A 16,984-nucleotide genomic window follows, 5' to 3' on the forward strand; every position below is an offset into this window, starting at 1 on the left:
TTTTTTTCAGAAGAAGAAGGTTTTCCGCGAATTGCGGCGAATATTGTCTTAATAGATGGGCGTTGAACGCCCGTTTTGTGCCATTTACGTCAAAGGAGGTGAATGAAGATGGCAGATTGTATCTTTTGCAAGATTGCACAGAAGGAGATCCCTTCTACGCTGGTCTATGAAGATGACATGGTCGTGGCCTTCCGCGATCTGGAGCCGCAGGCACCGCAGCACGTCCTCGTGATCCCAAAGAAGCACGTCGAGAGTCTGCTGGCCCTCAAAGAAGAGGACAAGGCGCTCGTCTCGCACATCCTCGTCGATGTCATCCCGGAGCTTGCTCAGAAGCTCGGCATTGCCGAGAAAGGCTTCCGCGTCGTGGCGAACACGGGCGAGGAAGGCGGTCAGACCGTGAAGCATCTGCATTTCCACCTCCTTGGCGGCCGCTCTATGCAATGGCCCCCAGGCTGAGCCTTGACGCAGGTTCTAAAACTTTTGGAGAGTGTTGACAGTGACTTGCGCCCTGCTGTATAATGGTGTGGTGTAATTCTAACGACACAAACTCCCATGTTAAGTGGAGGGGGGGAAAATAGATGGCAAACGAAATCAAAGTTGGTAAAAACGAATCGATCGATAGTGCTCTCCGCCGCTTCAAGCGTATGTCCCAGAAGGCTGGCACGCTTGCTGAAGTGAGAAAACGTGAACATTACGAGAAACCGAGCGTTCGCCGCAAGAAGAAGTCTGAGGCAGCTCGTAAACGCAAGTACAGAGGTTAATCCGTCATTTGCGCAAGGCGCCTGCGAGTTGAGAGATTCGCGGGTGCCTTTTTATATTGAGAAGAGAGGAAGATAATCATGTCGATCAAAGAACAGCTCACAGCTGATATGAAAGAAGCCATGAAGAGCCACGATAAGGACCGCCTGTCGGTCATCCGCTTCGTGCGCGGCGCCATCCGCCAGGCCGAGATCGATGGCGGCCATAAGGAGCTCAGCGATGAGGACGTCATCGGCGTCATCAGCAAGGAAGTCAAGATGCGCAAGGACTCCATCGAGGAGTTCAAGAAGGGCGGCCGCGAAGACCTCGTCGCCAAGACGCAGGCTGAGATCGATGTGCTCATGCCGTATCTGCCGGCGCAGCTCTCGGAAGATGAGATCCGCGCGCTCGTCAAGGAAGCCGTCGAGAAGACGGGCGCTTCGACGCCGAAGGACATGGGCAAGGTCATGGGCATGCTGATGCCGAAGGTCAAGGGACGTGCCGACGGCAAGCTCGTCAACACGATTGTCCGCAGCATGCTGCAGGGCTGAGCGGCTCACGGCAAGTCGTATGCAAAGGCTGTCACGCAAGTGGCAGCCTTTTTTGCGCGCTGATCGGCTTCTTGCCGCATGGAAAAGGTTTTTGGGAATGCCTTGTCGAATCTTAATGAAGAAGGAACAACTACCGTATATTACTGTATCTTTCGTCTTTCTTGCAGATTCCTTGCAGAAGGGAGGATTTCTTATGGATATCACCATGCCTGCCCTGCAGGTCCTGTTGCTCGCCATCATGTTCCTGGCGATACTCGTCGAGGTCAAGACGGGCGGCACAGGCGCCGGCATCATATTCGGACTCGTCGCAGCTGGCGTGTTCTGGGGCAGCCAGTACGTCAAGGGCGCGGCAGATCTCTTCCAGATCGAGCTGTTCCTCGGCGGCATCCTCTGCATCATCGTCGAGATGCTGCTGCCGACAGTGGGCCTCTTGGCCGGCGTCGGCGTGGCGGCCATGCTCTACAGTCTCGTCATGGCGCTCGGCGGCAACTTTGCCGCTGTGACCGTCCTGATCCTCGCACTCGTGGCGGCCATCGGCGTCTTTGCGCTGGTCGTCAATCAGCTGCCCGCGAGCCGCCTCTGGAAGCGGTTCGTGCTCAAGGACCAGTCGACGAGCAAGCGCGGCTATGTCAGCGCGGTGGAGGAGCCGCATCTCGTCGGCGAGCGCGGCAAGGTGCTGACAGAGCTTCGCCCATCGGGCTCGGCGCTGCTCGCCGGCCATCCCGTCGACGTCGTCTCGGAAGGCGCGTTCATCCCGAAGGGCGAACTCGTCCAGGTCGTCGCCGTACAGGGCAGCCGCGTCGTCGTGCGCCGCGTGGAGCAGAGTCCCAAGGCGCCGACGAAGCAGCAGGCCTGATCCAGGTTGATCTACTACAGGAGGTTTTTTTATGGCATCACTGATCACATCCGCATTCATTCTCGTGCTCATCGTCGCAGCCATCATGGTGTTCCTGCACTTCGTGCCGCTCGGTCTCTGGATCTCGGCACTGGCTGCTGATGTGCACGTCAGCATCATCACGCTCGTCGGCATGCGCATGCGCCGTGTGCCGCCAGCCAAGATCATTCTGCCGCTCATCAAGGCCAACAAGGCGGGGCTCAACGTGCAGGTCAACCAGCTCGAGGCGCACTACCTTGCGGGCGGCAATGTCGACAAGGTCGTCGACGCGCTGATCGCGGCACACCGCGCCCAGATCCCTCTGCCGTTCGAGCGCTCGGCCGCCATCGACCTCGCGGGCCGCGATGTGCTGGAAGCCGTGCAGATGAGTGTCAACCCGAAGGTCATCGAGACGCCGGTCGTCTCGGCCGTCGCGCGCAACGGCATCGAGCTCAAGATCAAGGCACGCGTCACCGTACGCGCCAACATCGACCGACTCGTCGGCGGTGCCGGTGAGCCGACCATCATTGCGCGCGTCGGCGAGGGCATCGTCACGACGGTTGGCTCGTCCGAGAGCCACAACGACGTGCTCGCCAACCCGGACGACATCAGTAAGACGGTACTCGGCAAAGGACTCGATGCCGGCACGGCCTTCGAGATCCTCTCCATTGATATCGCCGACGTCGACGTCGGGCGCAACATCGGCGCTGAGCTCCAGACCGATCAGGCTGAGGCCGACAAGCGCATCGCACAGGCCAAGGCAGAGGAGCGCCGCGCGATGGCGGTGGCCAAGGAACAGGAGATGAAGGCCTACACGCAGGAGATGGAGGCGAAGGTCGTCGAAGCACAGGCCGAAGTCCCGCATGCGATGGCGGAGGCACTGCGCGAAGGCCGCCTCGGCGTCATGGACTACTACAACCTCAACAACGTGCAGGCGGACACCGACATGCGCAACGCCATCAGCACGGCCGGTGCGGACGACAAGATGCGCCCGACGCAGCCGGTGAAATGAGCGAAATACGTGCAGAGGGCCGCGCGAAAAGGCGTAGCCCAATAAAGCGAGAAAGGGGGAGCCGGGATGGATTCATCCGTATTGGCCATCATCTTGTTCGCCATCATGGCCATTCTCAGCGATAAGCTTGGCAGGAAGAAGCCGCCCATGAAAATGCCGCGGCCTTTCCCGCCGCGGGATGAAGACGGCAAACTGCCGCCGCCGATGCCCGCGCCCTGGGGCACGGAGAAGAAGGAGGGGAATATTCCTTTCGAGATCCCCGACATCAAGGGGGCCCCGCTGCCGAAGGGGACGATAGATGAAGGCGGTGTCTACCGCGAGCCCGGCACCAAGATGCAGGACATGCTTGAAGCCTACCGCGAAGAGATGGCCGACAAGGCGCGCGCCGCAGCGTACGAAGCGAAGCGCCAGGAAGAAGAAGCCGCCATCCGCGCTGAAGAGGAGGCCGTATATGAACAGCAGGCCGGTCTTAAAAAGAGCGCGCTAAGCGAGAATATCCTGCCGCGTTTCACGAAAGAGCAGGTGCAGCAGTCCATCGTCATGGCCGAGATTCTCGGCAAGCCCAAGGCCTATCAGCATCGCTCCCCGTATTGGCGCCGCTAAGTTGATAAGAAAAAGTCTTCCTGCTATCCAGGAAGGCTTTTCTTGTGAGTTTTTCCGATGACAAATTGAGCATTCTGTAGTAGAATTATAGAATATGTTATGCATTATAAATAAAAGTAAGAATTTTGTAGGTGATTGATTTGTCAAACCAGATGTTTGATGTCATAAAGGGAGATCTTGAAATACTGGAGCAGGGCCTGCAGGAGGCCGTGACTTCTACGAATGAACTGGTGACGGAAGTCGGCATGCATCTCGTGACGTCGGGCGGGAAGCGCATCCGGCCGGCGCTCTGCCTGCTCTCGGCCCGCGGCGGCAAAGCCTTTGACTTACCGCATGTCCTGCCCTTGGCAGAGGCCTTGGAGCTCATCCACACGGCATCCCTGGTTCATGACGATGTCATCGATGAGGCCGACACGCGCCGCGGCGCGGCGACGGCCAATGCGCGCTGGAACAATCAGGTGGCCATTCTCTCGGGCGATTATATCTTCGCGAGGGCGTTTGCGCTGCTCGCGGAGGCGGGCTACGGCGACTACGTCTTGAAGCGCCTCGCCGAGCTCGTCTGCAACCTCAGCGTCGGTGAGATCATCCAGGATCACGCAATCTATCAGGCCTCGCGCGGCATGGCGGATTACTTCGAGCGCATCCAGAAGAAGACGGCGGATTTCCTCGAGATCTGCTGTGAGCTCGGCGGTCTCGTCGGCGGCATGGACAGGGAGGAGGCCGGGAAGCTCGCGGAGTACGGCCACTGCATCGGCATGGCCTTCCAGATCACGGATGACCTCTTGGACATCGAGCAGACGACGGAGAAGATCGGCAAGCCTGCCGGCAACGACATCCGCCAAGGCATCGTGACGCTGCCCGTCATCCGGGCACTCGAGACGAGCCCTGACGCCAAGGAGCTTGAGGCCATCGTCACGGACATGGAGATGACGGATGAGATGGTCGAGCGCGCGCTCGCCATCGTCAAGGCGACAGATGGTGTCGACTTCGCGAAGGCGAAGGCCGATGAGTACCTCGCGCACGCCAAGGCAGTCCTGCCGGACAGCCTGCCAGCGGACATCCGCGAATCGTATGAGATGGTGGCCGACTTCATCGGCGACCGCGATTTTTGACCGCACGGACATTGTGAGAAAGTAGATGGAGGAACAGTATGTTTGGAATTGGTGTACCGGAGCTCGTGCTCATCCTGATCATCGGGCTCATCGTCTTTGGCCCCGGCAAGCTGCCGGAGATGGGACGCACGCTCGGCAAGGGAATCCGTGAATTCCGCAAGGCATCGAATGCATTGTCGCAGGCAATCAACGCGCCGGAGAATCCGCCGCAGCCGCCGGCAGCAGCGCCAAAGCCGCAGGCAGTAGAGCAGAACGCGACGCCGGCCGCAGCCGCGCCGCAGAGTCCAGCTAAGCCGCAACCAGAAACTGTCAAGGCCCCGGAAGCGAAAGCACCGGAGGCACCTGCTTACGAAGCACCGACGCAGGAGAGCGTGCGCCAGCAGATTGCCGAGACGAAGGCGAAGCAGGAATCCGCGGGCAAAGAGAACAAAGCAGTCTGAAAGCAGGGCGCAACTCTTGCGCCCGTTTTTATTGCCCGTTTATGGAAGCATAAGTACATCCTATAGGGACAATCAAGAATCAGAACTGGCCAGCCACAAAGGCAGCATGTATAATAGAAGTATGTGAATTCGTATTGTGTTTAGGAGGAACTATCATGTTTGGATTAGGTGTACCGGAACTCGTCATCATCTTGATCATCGGCCTTGTCATCTTTGGACCGGGCAAGCTGCCGGATGTCGGCAAGGCACTCGGCAAGAGCATCCGCGAGTTCAAGTCGGCCAGCAACGAAGAAGATGCGAAGAAGGACGACAAGATGGTCAACGTGACGGCAGAGACGAAGGAAGTCCCTGCCAAGAAGGATGAACAGAAGTGATCGGGGTAAAAAGGACGCATGGCAGAAATGGCAGAAGAAAGACAATATGAAGAAATAGAGGCTCCGCAGCAGAGAAGCGATGCCGCGGAGAGCGCTGAAGCGGTACAGGCGGACGATGACGGCACGATGTCGCTCGTGGCGCACCTGACGGAACTGCGCAGCCGCCTGATCAAATGCCTCGTTGCCATCGGTCTTGGCAGCTGTGTCGGATATTACTTCATCGACGAGATCATGCATTATCTGACTTTGCCGGCGGGCAAGCTCTACTACATGCAGCCGTCTGAGGCGTTCTTCACCTATCTCAAGGTGGCCGTCGTGGCGGGCTTCCTCTTGGCGCTGCCCATCGTATTCTATCAGGTGTGGCGCTTCTTCCTGCCGGCCCTTACGGCCAAGGAGCGCATGGTGCTCGGCATCATCGTGCCGACGTCGGTCATCCTGTTCTTTTCGGGACTGGCCTTTTCCTTTTTCCTGGTCCTGCCGGCGGGCATCCGCTTCTTCATGGGCTTTGGCAATGCCGAGCTCGAGGCACTCTTTTCCGTCAACAAGTATTTTGATTTCGTCATCACGTTCGTGCTGCCGTTCGGCTTCGTGTTTGAGCTGCCGCTCATCATCACGATCCTCGGCAAGATGGGCATCCTGACTTCGGCCATGCTCAAGAAGTACCAACGCATCGTCGTTTTCCTGGCCTTCGTCGCTGGTGCCATCATCACGCCGACGCCGGATGTCTTCACGCAGTCGATGATTGCGCTGCCGATGATTGTCCTCTATGAGGTCGGCTACTTCATCGTGCGGTTCATTCTGCGCCGCTGATGCACGGTCACAGAGACGGCTGGTATTGATACGATAGAGAAGGAGAGATTTTTTTGGCTTACAAAGATCTGCGCGAATTCATAGAGGCCCTCGAGAGCAAGGGCCTCTTGAAGCGCATCAAGACAGAGGTAGACCCGGAGCTCGAGATCACGGAGATCACGGACCGCGTGTCCAAGATGAAGGGCGAGAAGAATGTCGCCCTGCTCTTTGAGAACGTCAAGGGCTCCAAGATGCCGGTCCTCATGAATGCCTTCGGCAGCTATGAGCGCATGGCCATGGCCCTCGGCGTCGAGAAGCTCGACGATGTCGCGGACGAGCTGCGCGAGATGATGAAGCTGCCGTACGTCTCCCTGCAGAACAAGATGAGCGTCGTCACGATGATCCCGATGATCAAGCGTGCGATCAACTTCCCGAAGTACGTCAAGCACGCACCGTGCCAGGAAGTAGTCGAGACGGAGAACCCGAATCTCGATGAGATCCCAATCCTCAAGTGCTGGCCGGATGACGGCGGCCCGTTCGTCACGCTGCCGCTCGTCTTCACGAAGAACCCGAAGACGGGTAAGCGCAATGTCGGCATGTACCGCCTGCAGAAGTATGACAGCAAGACGACGGGCATGCACTGGCACATCCACAAGAACGGCGCGGAGAACTTCCGCGACATGAAGGCGCAGGGCGGCGAGCGCATCGAGGCGGCCGTGGCCATCGGCACGGACCCCGTCGTGACGTATGCGGCGACGGCTCCTCTGCCGCGCGACATCGATGAGATGGTCTTCGCTGGTTTCCTGCGCCACAAGTCGGTCGAGATGGTCAAGTGCAAGACGGTCGACATCGAGGTGCCGGCCACGGCGGAGATCATCCTCGAGGGTTATGTCCGCACGGATGAGATGCGCCGCGAGGGTCCTTTTGGCGACCACACGGGCTACTACTCCCTGGCTGACGATTACCCGGTCTTCCACATCACGGCCATCACGCACCGCAAGGACGCCATCTACTCGGCGACCGTTGTCGGCAAGCCGCCAATGGAGGACTGCTTCCTCGCCAAGGCGACGGAGCGCATCTTCCTGCCGCTCCTGCAGCAGATGCAGCCGGAGATCATCGACATCAACATGCCGCTCGAGGGCGTCTTCCACGATTGCTGCATCGTCTCCATCAAGAAGTCGTATCCGATGCAGGCGCGCAAGGTCATGCACGCGCTCTGGGGCATGGGCCAGATGATGAACGTCAAGATGATCATCGTCGTCGACGCGCACGTCGACGTCCAGGACCTCGGCGAAGTGGCTTGGCGCGTCTTCAACAACATCGATGCGAAGCACGACCTCGAGATCGTCGAGGGCCCGCTCGATGTGCTCGACCATTCCTCGCCGATGGCGAAGTGGGGTGCGAAGCTCGGCATCGATGCGACGAAGACCTGGCCGGAAGAGGGCCACAGCCGCGAGTGGCCGGATGAGATCGCGATGTCGGAGGACATCAAGGCGAAGGTCGATGCGAAGTGGAAGGAGCTTGGACTCGAGTGATCTCCATCAAAGCACACATCAACAATGTCGCCCTGCACCACACGATCTTTGACCTGCCGTTCGCTTTCATGGGCGCGGTGCTGGCTGCCAATGGCCATCCGCGCCTCATCGACCTCTTCTGGGTCGCGATGGCTATCACGACGGGGCGGGCAGCCGCAATGGCCATCGACAACCTCGCCGACCTCAAGTACGACAAGCAGCAGCCGCGCATGGCCTACCGCGCGATGGTCGCGGGCCGCATCTCGAAGCGCGAGGCACTCGCCTTCATCGTCATCTGCCTCGTGCTCATGGTGCTCTCGGTCCTGCAGCTGCAGCCCATCTGCATCTATCTGCTGCCTGTGGCGGCCATCCCGTTCATCATCTACCCGTTCATGAAGCGCGTGACGGGCTGGGTGCACATGTTCCTGGGACTGGCCATCGCCATGGCACCGGCGGGCGGCTGGGTCGGCGTCAGCGGCACGATCACCGCGCCGCTCATCGTGCTCTGCACGGCCGTCGCGCTCTGGATTGGGGCGTTCGATGCGATGTACGGCGCGCAGGATGAGGCGTTCGACCGCAGCCAGGGGCTCCATTCGCTGGCCGTCAGCTACGGCGCCGCCGGAGCCTTCCGCATCGCCACGGCTGCACACGTCATCTGCATCCTCTGTTTCCTCGCGGTCGGCTTCATGATGCACCTCTCGGCGCTCTACTTCGTCGGCGTCCTGATTGCGGCCGCGACGCTCTGCTACCAGCACCGGATCGTGAGCCCGACGGATTTCTCCCGTGTGACACAGCGGTACTTCATGCGCAATGGCATCGTCTCCGTTGCCATCTTCGCCTGTACCTGGCTGAGTTTCTATATCTGACTGATAGATTATATGTTGTTTTTTCAGAGATAGGAAAGGTGATTCTATGTCAGCTCGTATTTTGGAGGGCAAGGTCTTTGCCCAGGCGTTCCGCGAGGATGCGCAGAAGAAAGCCGCAGCGCTTCGCGAGCAGTACGGCGTGCAGCCGGGCCTTGCCGTCATCATCGTCGGCTCGAACCCTGCCTCGCAGGTCTACGTGCGCAACAAGCACAAGTCGTGCGAGGCGCTCGGCATCTACTCCGAAGTCATCGAGATGCCCGAGACAACGACGAAGGACGAGCTCATCGCGAAGATCGATGCGCTCAATGCCGACTCAAAGATTCACGGCATCCTCGTACAGCTGCCGCTGCCCGAGCAGATTGCCGCGCATGAGTCGGAAATCCTCGAGCGCATCCGCCCGGAGAAGGATGTCGACGGCTTCCATCCCGTCAATGTTGGCCGCCTTGTGACAGGCCAGCCCGGTCTCGTGCCCTGCACGCCTTTTGGCTGCCTGCGCATGCTCGAGCTCGCTGGCATCCCGATTGATGGCCAGCGCGCCGTCATCATCGGCCGCAGCAACATCGTCGGCAAGCCGATGCTCCATCTCTTGCTCGGCAAGAATGCGACCGTCACGATCTGCCACAGCCATACGAAGGACCTGCCCGCCGTCACGCGCGAGGCGGATATTCTCGTCGCGGCCGTCGGCCGTCCGAACTTCGTCACGGCTGACATGGTCAAGCCCGGCGCGACGGTCATCGATGTCGGCATCAACCGCATCGCGCCGAAGAAGCTCGTCGGTGACGTCGACTTCGAGGCCGTCAAAGATGTCGCCGGTGCCATCACGCCGGTCCCCGGCGGCGTCGGTCTCCTGACCGTCGCCATGCTCATGGAAAATGTTGTCCGCGCTGCTGAGATGCAGCTGCAGGACTGACATACATAGTGTTTCTCATAGAATGCAGGAGGTACAGAAATGAAAACCGATGTTGAGATTGCACAGGAAGCCCAGATGCGCCCGATCCAGGAGATCGCGGAGAAGCTCGGTATCAGCGATGATGAGCTCGAGCTCTACGGCAAGTACAAGGCAAAAGTCGCACTTTCCGCTTGGGAGCGCGTCAAGGAGCAGCCGAATGGCAAGCTCATCCTCGTGACGGCCATCAACCCGACGCCGGCCGGCGAGGGCAAGACGACGACGAGCGTCGGCCTCGCTGACGCCTTCCACCGCCAGGGCAAGAAGGTTGCCGTCGCACTGCGCGAGCCGTCGCTCGGCCCGTGCTTTGGCCTCAAGGGCGGTGCTGCCGGCGGCGGCTACGCGCAGGTCGTGCCGATGGAGGACATCAACCTGCACTTCACGGGCGACTTCCACGCCATCACGACGGCGCACAACCTGCTCGCGGCTGTCATCGACAACCACATCCAGCAGGGTAATGCACTCGACATCGACGTGCGCCGCATCACGTGGAAGCGCGTGCTCGACCTCAACGACCGCGCCCTGCGTCACGTCGTCATCGGCCTCGGCGGCAAGGCACACGGCACGCCGCGCGAGACGGGCTTCGACATCACGGTGGCCTCGGAGATGATGGCCATCCTCTGCCTCGCGAAGGACCTCGAGGATATGAAGCAGCGCCTCGGCGAGATTGTCATCGGCTACAGCCGCGAGGGCCGCGCCATCCGCGCGAAAGAACTCAATGTCACGGGTGCTCTGACGCTGCTCTTCAAGGATGCCATCAAGCCGAACCTCGTGCAGACGCTCGAGGGCACGCCGGCCTTCATCCACGGAGGCCCGTTCGCGAACATCGCCCATGGCTGCAACAGCGTCATGGCGACGAAATTCGCGCTGAAGTTCGCCGACTACGTCGTCACGGAGGCAGGCTTCGGTGCCGACCTCGGCGCCGAGAAATTCCTTGACATCAAGTGCCGCTTCGCCGGCCTCAAGCCGGATGCTGTCGTCATCGTCGCGACGGTCCGCGCGCTCAAGATGCACGGCGGCCTCGACAAGAAGGAACTCGGCAAGGTCGACATGGCAGCGCTCGAGAAGGGCCTCGCCAACCTGACGAAGCACATCGAGAACATCCAGAAGTTCGGCTTGCCGGCTGTCGTCGCCATCAATGCCTTCCCGACGGATACGAAGGAAGAGCTCGACTTTGTCGAGAAGAAGTGCAATGAGCTCGGCGCGGAAGTCGCGCTGTCGGAAGTCTGGGCCAAGGGCGGCGAAGGCGGACTCGAGCTCGCCGACAAGGTCGTCGAGGCGACGAAGAAGCCGAATGACTTCCACTTCATCTACGATGTCAACGAGAGCATCCCGGAGAAGATCGAGAAGATCACGAAAGAGATCTACGGCGGCGACGGCGTAGACTTCACGCCGGCAGCCAAGAAGCAGCTCAAGGAGATTGAGGAGCTCGGCTTCGACAAGATGCCGGTCTGCATGGCCAAGACGCAGTATTCGCTGTCGGACGATGCGACGAAGATCGGACGCCCGACCGGTTTCCGCATCACAGTCAAGGAGCTCCGCATCAGCGCCGGCGCCGGCTTCATCGTCGCGCTGACGGGCAACATCCTGACGATGCCGGGCCTGCCGAAGCATCCGGCCGCCGAGAATATGGACATCGACGTCAATGGCAAGATCACGGGCCTGTTCTGAGACTCGCCTCCGATAAGATAAACATGAGCCACTGCATCCCTGCGATGCGGTGGCTTTTCTGTTACACGAATTCTCGTTTAGCATGAGGATTGTTCGCAGGCTGTGATGTTTACAACTTGACAATCGTCTGATCCTGCGGTATGATATCCATACAGATTCATCATAGTACATATGAATATACGATATAAGTGCAATGGCGCACGAGTCGTGACAAGGGCAGTCCTGTCAGAGGTCTGCCTTTTTCTATGCAATCATCTTGCCAGGGGAGGAATCATCATGAAAAAGAATCTGAGTCGCATGGGGCTGCCGGTAGGCTTTCTCGTGCTCATCCTGCTGCTTTTGGTGCCGACGCCGCCGGACCTCTCGACGGCCGGCCATCGCATGCTGGCCATCCTCGTCTTCTCGGTCATCATCTGGATGACCGAGGCCGTCGCCTATCCGGTCTCATCGGGTATCATCATGTCGCTCATGGCCTTCCTGCTCGGCACGGCACCCAACATGGTCAACCCGTCGAAGATGCTCGGTACGTCTGGCGCCCTCAAGATGGCTCTGGGCGGCTTCTCGAGCACAGCGTTGGCCCTCGTCGGCGCGGCCCTGCTGATTGCGGCGGCGATGATGAAGACGGGCCTCGACAAGCGTATCGCGCTCGTCGTCCTTTCGAAGATCGGCGCCAAGACACATCACGTATTGGCTGGCGTCATTTGTGTCGGCTTTGTCCTGAGCTTCTTCGTGCCGAGCACGACGGCCCGCGTCTCGTGCATGGTGCCGATTGTCATGGGCATCATCGCCGTCTTCGGCGTGCCGCGCAAGAGCAAGTTCGCCGCCATCATGCTGATCGCCGTGGCGCAGGCCGACAGCATCTGGAATGTCGGCATCAAGACAGCGGCAGCACAGAACATGGTCGCGCTCGGCTTCATCGAGAAGCAGCTCGGCACGACGATCAGCTGGCTCGACTGGTTCATCGCGGCGGCTCCGTTTGCCGTCATCATGAGCGTGCTGCTCTACTTCGTCCTCTTGAAGCTCATGCCGCCGGAGATGGAGGAGATTCCGGGCGGCCGGGAGAAGATTGCGCAGGAGCTTTCTGCGCTCGGCCCGATGAAGACGGATGAGAAAAAGCTGTTGCTCATCTCAGTCGTGCTGCTCTTCTTCTGGGCAACCGAGAAGATTGTCCATCCGTTTGACACATCCTCGACGACGATTGTTGCTGTCACCTTGATGATGATGCCGGGCATCGGCATCATGACCTGGAAAGAAGTCCAGGAGCGCATCAACTGGGGCACGCTGCTGCTCTTCGGCGTCGGCATCAGCCTCGGCTCGGCTATCCTCTCGACGAAGGCGGGTGAGTGGATTGCGCATGTCATCGTCCAGAACTTTGGTCTCTATGATGCGACGGCGACGTTCATCATCGCCATCCTCGCGCTCTTCCTCATTCTCATCCATCTCGGCTTTGCCAGTGCGACGGCCCTGTCGTCGGCGATGATCCCAATCTGCATCTCCGTCCTGCAGGGTGCGTCGGAGAACATCACGCTCAACGTCGTCGGCATGGTCATGATCCTGCAGTACACCATCTGCTTCGGCTTCATCCTGCCGGTCAATGCGCCGCAGAACATGATTGCCTACAGCACGGATACGTTCGAGGTCAAGGACTTCATCAAGACGGGCATCCCCCTGACGGTGCTGGCCTACTTGACCATCCTGCTGCTGACGAATACGTATTGGAAATGGCTGGGCCTCGTCCTTTGAGACATTCCCGCGCTGATTCTTCAAGGCTGCCGCTTTGCGGCGGCCTTTTTGTGTGAGTGATGTGCTTGCAAAATATGGGGAAAGACTTTACAATATGATTGATATATGGTTCTTTTTTGACAAATACACTCCGGAGGGAATATATGAAACGTATCTCAGTAGAACTTGTTCCGCGTGACGAGGACGCCCTGCGTGGGGAGCTCGCCCTGCTCGGCAAGTTCAAGGAGCAGGTCGATGTCATCAACATCCCGGATCTCCTGCGCTTCCCGACGCGCAGCTGGCAGGGCGCCGCAATCGCCAAGGAATACTTCCCCGAGTCGATGCCGCACATCCGCGCGATGGACATCGACCTCGACAAGGAGCTCGCGATGAAGGACTACCTGCGCGAGCACGATATCCGCGAGGTCCTCGTCATCGAGGGCGACCCGCCGCAGGACATGATGCACGAGGTCTATCCGACGAACAGCGTCGATGTCATCTGGAAGTTCCGCAAGGAGATGCCAGAGGTCAAGGTCTACGCTGGCATTGACCAGTACCGCGGCTCGCTCTCGCAGGAGCTCTACCGCATCAAGCGCAAGCTGCAGGCCGGCGCCGCAGGCTTCTTCACGCAGCCGTTCTTCGACATGCGCTTCCTCTCGGTCTATGCGGACATGCTGCAGGGCCTCGAGGTCTACTGGGGCGTCTCGCCCGTCATGAGCGCACGCTCGCAGAGCTACTGGGAGCGTAAGAACCATGTCGTCTTTCCGCATGCCTTCGAGCCGACGCTCGACTGGAGCGTGGCATTTGCCAAGGAAGTCATGGATTTTGCAGTGCGAGAAGGCAACAATGTCTACCTGATGCCGATCAAGACGAACCTCGAGGCGTATCTCGAGGGTGTTCTTGCCTGATGTATAGATAGGAGAGTTTTTATGTTCAAGATCTTGAGAAAAGAGGAATGGTCGCCGAATGTCTACGCGATGGATATCGAGGCACCGCGCGTGGCGAAGAAGGCACAGGCGGGCCAGTTCATCGTGTTGCGCGTCAACGAGGAAGGGGAGCGCATCCCGTTGACGATCGCGGACTTTGACCGCGAGACGGGCCGCATCCTCATCGTGTTCCAGGCCATCGGCGCGTCGACGATGGAGCTCGCGGCTCTCGAGGCCGGCGACAGCATCCTCGACTTCGTCGGCCCGCTCGGCCGCCCGTCGGAGATCGCGAAACTCGACGGCACGATGGTCGTCGTTGGCGGCGGCATCGGTGTCGCGCCGACGTACCCGATCGCACGCGCCATGAAAGAAGCCGGCAACAAGGTCATCGCGATCATGGGCGCGAAGACGAAGGATATCCTGATCATGGAAGACGAGATGAAGGCCGTGACGGATGAGGTCCTCGTGACGACAGATGACGGTTCGTACGGCATCAAGGGCTTCGTCACGAATGCCGTCCAGGCTCTCGTCGACCGCGGCGAGAAGATCGCGCAGATCACGGCCATCGGCCCGGTCATCATGATGAAGAGCGTCGCTGATGCGACGCGCGACCTCGGCATCCACACGGTCGTCTCGCTCAACCCGATCATGGTCGACGGCACGGGCATGTGCGGCGGATGCCGCGTGACGATCGGCGATGAGACGAAGTTTGCCTGCGTCGACGGTCCGGAGTTCGACGGCCACCTCGTGGACTTCAAGGGCCTCATGAGTCGCCAGCGCATGTACCGCGACAAGGAAGCCGTAGAGAAAGATCACGTCTGCCACATTGGACTCGGAGGGGATAAATAATGGCACTGATTCTCGAGAAACACAAGATGCCGGTACAGGACCCGAAAGTCCGTGCCCATAACTTTGAGGAAGTGGCCCTTGGCTACGATGAGGATACGGCCGTGGCCGAGGCAGAGCGCTGCCTGCACTGCAAGGTCCCGCAGTGCCGCAAGGGCTGCCCGGTCTCAATCGACATCCCGACCTTCATCGGCAAGATTAAGGAGCGTGACTTCGACGGTGCCATCGCGACCATCAAGGAGTCGAATGCGCTGCCGGCCATCTGTGGCCGCGTCTGCCCGCAGGAGAACCAGTGCGAGAAGCATTGCATCCTCACGAAGCGCGGCGAATCCGTCGCCATCGGCCGCCTCGAGCGTTTCGTCGCTGATCGCGAGCTCGCATCGGATAAAGAGGTCAAACCGGTCGAGCGCGCCGCCGATGCGCAGAAAGTCGCCGTCATCGGCGCCGGCCCGTCCGGCCTCTCCTGTGCGGGTGACCTCGCGAAGAAGGGTTACGATGTGACCATCTTCGAGGCGCTGCATAAGGCGGGCGGCGTGCTGTCCTACGGCATCCCTGAGTTCCGTCTGCCAAAGGACACGGTCGTCAAGAAGGAGATCGAGAACATCGAGAAGCTCGGCGTCAAGATTGAAGTCGACTCGGTGGCCGGCCGTCTCTACACGGTCGACGAGCTCCTACAGGAAGAGGGCTTCGATGCCGTCTTCATCGGCACGGGTGCCGGCTTGCCGCGCTTCCAGGGCATCCCGGGTGAGAGCCTCAACGGCGTCTACTCGGCCAACGAGTTCTTGACGCGCTGCAATCTCATGAAGGCCTACAAGTTCCCGGAATACGCGACGCCAATCCAGGTCGGCCGCCATGTCGCCGTCGTCGGCGGCGGCAACGTCGCTATGGATGCGGCGCGCACGGCGCTGCGCCTAGGCGCCGAGAAGGTCTCGATCATCTACCGCCGCAGCGCGGCAGAGATTCCGGCGCGCGCAGAAGAGGTCGAGCATGCCAAGGAAGAGGGTATCGACTTCCAGCTGCTGACGAATCCGGTCGAAGTCCTCGGCGATGAGAACGGCTGGGTCAAGGGTCTGCGCTGCATCCGCATGGAGCTCGGTGAGCCTGATGCCTCGGGCCGCCGTCGCCCAATCCCCATCGAGGGCTCGGAATTCGACATGGAGATGGATACGGTCATCATCGCCATCGGCACGGGTCCGAATCCGATCATCGCACATACGACGCCGGGCCTCAAGACGACGAAGCGCGGCAACATCGAAGCTGATGAGGAGACGTGTGCGACGTCGAAGGAAGGCGTCTTCGCCGGCGGCGATATCGTCACGGGTGCGGCGACCGTCATCCTCGCGATGGGCGCTGGCCGCAAGGCAGCCGCAGCCATCGATACATACCTCAAGAGCAAGAAAAAATGATGAACTTCACGGCAATTGATTTCGAGACGGCTACGGGCGCGCGGGACTCTGCCTGCAGTGTGGCCGTCGTGACCATCCGCGCGGGTGCTCTGGTGGACTCGTACTACACGCTGATCCAGCCGCCTGCGAACCGGTACAGCTACTTCAACACAAAGATTCACGGCCTGACGGAAGCTGATACGGCAAATGCCGCGGATTTTGCCGGCATCTGGCCAGAGCTCGAGGCAAAGCTTGAGGGGCAGCTCGTCGTGGCGCACAATGCGAAGTTCGACATGAGCGTCCTGCGCTCGTGCCTCGCGCGCTATGGCCTGCAGGCACCGGCGTTCTCATACTGCGATACGGTCGCGATTGCGCGCCGGGCCTGGCCAAACCTGGCCAACCACAAGCTCGGCACGGTCGGTGCCTACCTCAACCTGCACTTCCGTCACCACGATGCGCTCGAAGATGCCAAGGCCTGCGCGGCCATCCCTATAAGGGCGGGCCTTGAGCTCGCGGATGCGAGCATGGAGGCGCTCGTGCAGCACCTCGGCGTGCGCGTCGAGGCCTTCGAGTCACATGGCTCTGCCTCGTGCGGGCTCTTTGGCTGACGGCGTC

At 59.9% G+C, this 16,984-nt stretch carries 19 protein-coding genes; all 19 read left to right on the forward strand.

What is annotated here, in order from left to right; translation table 11 throughout:
* Positions 1-108 precede the first annotated feature (108 nt).
* The 19 genes from MITSMUL_RS07825 to MITSMUL_RS07915 all read left to right on the forward strand — a co-directional run bounded on the left by MITSMUL_RS07825 (position 109) and on the right by MITSMUL_RS07915 (position 16,977).
* Positions 109-456: a histidine triad nucleotide-binding protein gene (locus tag MITSMUL_RS07825; RefSeq protein ID WP_040636051.1), complete on the forward strand. Its 348-nt coding sequence runs from the start codon at positions 109-111 to the stop codon at positions 454-456.
* 122 nt (positions 457-578) lie between these two features.
* A complete protein-coding gene (rpsU, locus tag MITSMUL_RS07830; RefSeq protein WP_005841552.1) occupies positions 579-761 on the forward strand; it encodes a 30S ribosomal protein S21 in 183 nt (60 codons plus the stop codon).
* A 78-nt stretch (positions 762-839) separates the two neighbouring features.
* Positions 840-1,289 carry a GatB/YqeY domain-containing protein gene (locus tag MITSMUL_RS07835; RefSeq protein ID WP_005841553.1) on the forward strand — a complete coding sequence of 150 codons (450 nt, stop codon included), beginning with the start codon at positions 840-842 and terminating at the stop codon, positions 1,287-1,289.
* A 193-nt stretch (positions 1,290-1,482) separates the two neighbouring features.
* A complete protein-coding gene (locus MITSMUL_RS07840) occupies positions 1,483-2,145 on the forward strand; it encodes an NfeD family protein (RefSeq protein ID WP_040636052.1) in 663 nt (220 codons plus the stop codon).
* 31 nt (positions 2,146-2,176) lie between these two features.
* Positions 2,177-3,175, forward strand: a complete 999-nt coding sequence (gene floA, locus MITSMUL_RS07845) for a flotillin-like protein FloA (RefSeq protein ID WP_005841555.1) — start codon at positions 2,177-2,179, stop codon at positions 3,173-3,175.
* A 66-nt stretch (positions 3,176-3,241) separates the two neighbouring features.
* Entirely contained in the window at positions 3,242-3,778 is a 537-nt protein-coding gene (locus tag MITSMUL_RS07850; RefSeq protein ID WP_005841556.1) for a hypothetical protein, read from the forward strand.
* A gap of 152 nt (positions 3,779-3,930) precedes the next feature.
* The gene (locus MITSMUL_RS07855) at positions 3,931-4,890 is read left to right on the forward strand and encodes a polyprenyl synthetase family protein (protein WP_005841557.1); all 960 of its coding nucleotides are present in this window, start codon (positions 3,931-3,933) and stop codon (positions 4,888-4,890) included.
* Positions 4,891-4,928: 38 nt separating this feature from the next.
* Positions 4,929-5,330, forward strand: a complete 402-nt coding sequence (gene tatA / locus MITSMUL_RS07860; protein WP_005841558.1) for a twin-arginine translocase TatA/TatE family subunit — start codon at positions 4,929-4,931, stop codon at positions 5,328-5,330.
* 155 nt (positions 5,331-5,485) lie between these two features.
* Complete coding sequence (gene tatA / locus MITSMUL_RS07865) at positions 5,486-5,704, forward strand: twin-arginine translocase TatA/TatE family subunit (protein ID WP_005841560.1); 219 nt, start codon at positions 5,486-5,488, stop codon at positions 5,702-5,704.
* Positions 5,705-5,731: 27 nt separating this feature from the next.
* Positions 5,732-6,514, forward strand: a complete 783-nt coding sequence (tatC, locus tag MITSMUL_RS07870; protein ID WP_050751691.1) for a twin-arginine translocase subunit TatC — start codon at positions 5,732-5,734, stop codon at positions 6,512-6,514.
* Between the two features lie 53 nt (positions 6,515-6,567).
* The gene (locus MITSMUL_RS07875) at positions 6,568-8,028 is read left to right on the forward strand and encodes a menaquinone biosynthesis decarboxylase (protein ID WP_005841564.1); all 1,461 of its coding nucleotides are present in this window, start codon (positions 6,568-6,570) and stop codon (positions 8,026-8,028) included.
* The gene (locus tag MITSMUL_RS07880) at positions 8,025-8,873 is read left to right on the forward strand and encodes a 4-hydroxybenzoate octaprenyltransferase (RefSeq protein ID WP_005841566.1); all 849 of its coding nucleotides are present in this window, start codon (positions 8,025-8,027) and stop codon (positions 8,871-8,873) included. Before MITSMUL_RS07875 ends, MITSMUL_RS07880 begins: the two co-directional genes overlap by 4 nt.
* A 46-nt stretch (positions 8,874-8,919) precedes the next feature.
* Entirely contained in the window at positions 8,920-9,783 is an 864-nt protein-coding gene (folD, locus tag MITSMUL_RS07885; protein ID WP_005841568.1) for a bifunctional methylenetetrahydrofolate dehydrogenase/methenyltetrahydrofolate cyclohydrolase FolD, read from the forward strand.
* A gap of 39 nt (positions 9,784-9,822) precedes the next feature.
* A complete protein-coding gene (locus tag MITSMUL_RS07890; protein WP_005841570.1) occupies positions 9,823-11,490 on the forward strand; it encodes a formate--tetrahydrofolate ligase in 1,668 nt (555 codons plus the stop codon).
* Positions 11,491-11,766: 276 nt separating this feature from the next.
* A complete protein-coding gene (locus MITSMUL_RS07895) occupies positions 11,767-13,233 on the forward strand; it encodes an SLC13 family permease (RefSeq protein ID WP_005841572.1) in 1,467 nt (488 codons plus the stop codon).
* 143 nt (positions 13,234-13,376) lie between these two features.
* Positions 13,377-14,120, forward strand: a complete 744-nt coding sequence (locus MITSMUL_RS07900) for a methylenetetrahydrofolate reductase (protein ID WP_005841574.1) — start codon at positions 13,377-13,379, stop codon at positions 14,118-14,120.
* A gap of 21 nt (positions 14,121-14,141) precedes the next feature.
* The gene (locus MITSMUL_RS07905) at positions 14,142-14,987 is read left to right on the forward strand and encodes a sulfide/dihydroorotate dehydrogenase-like FAD/NAD-binding protein (RefSeq protein ID WP_005841576.1); all 846 of its coding nucleotides are present in this window, start codon (positions 14,142-14,144) and stop codon (positions 14,985-14,987) included.
* Complete coding sequence (gltA, locus tag MITSMUL_RS07910; protein WP_005841578.1) at positions 14,987-16,390, forward strand: NADPH-dependent glutamate synthase; 1,404 nt, start codon at positions 14,987-14,989, stop codon at positions 16,388-16,390. The genes MITSMUL_RS07905 and gltA overlap by 1 nt, the downstream gene beginning before the upstream one ends.
* Positions 16,387-16,977: a 3'-5' exonuclease gene (locus MITSMUL_RS07915; protein ID WP_005841580.1), complete on the forward strand. Its 591-nt coding sequence runs from the start codon at positions 16,387-16,389 to the stop codon at positions 16,975-16,977. The genes gltA and MITSMUL_RS07915 overlap by 4 nt, the downstream gene beginning before the upstream one ends.
* Positions 16,978-16,984 lie beyond the last annotated feature (7 nt).

The organism is Mitsuokella multacida DSM 20544, from assembly GCF_000155955.1.
In the GTDB taxonomy this organism is placed as follows: Bacteria; Bacillota; Negativicutes; order Selenomonadales; family Selenomonadaceae; genus Mitsuokella; species Mitsuokella multacida.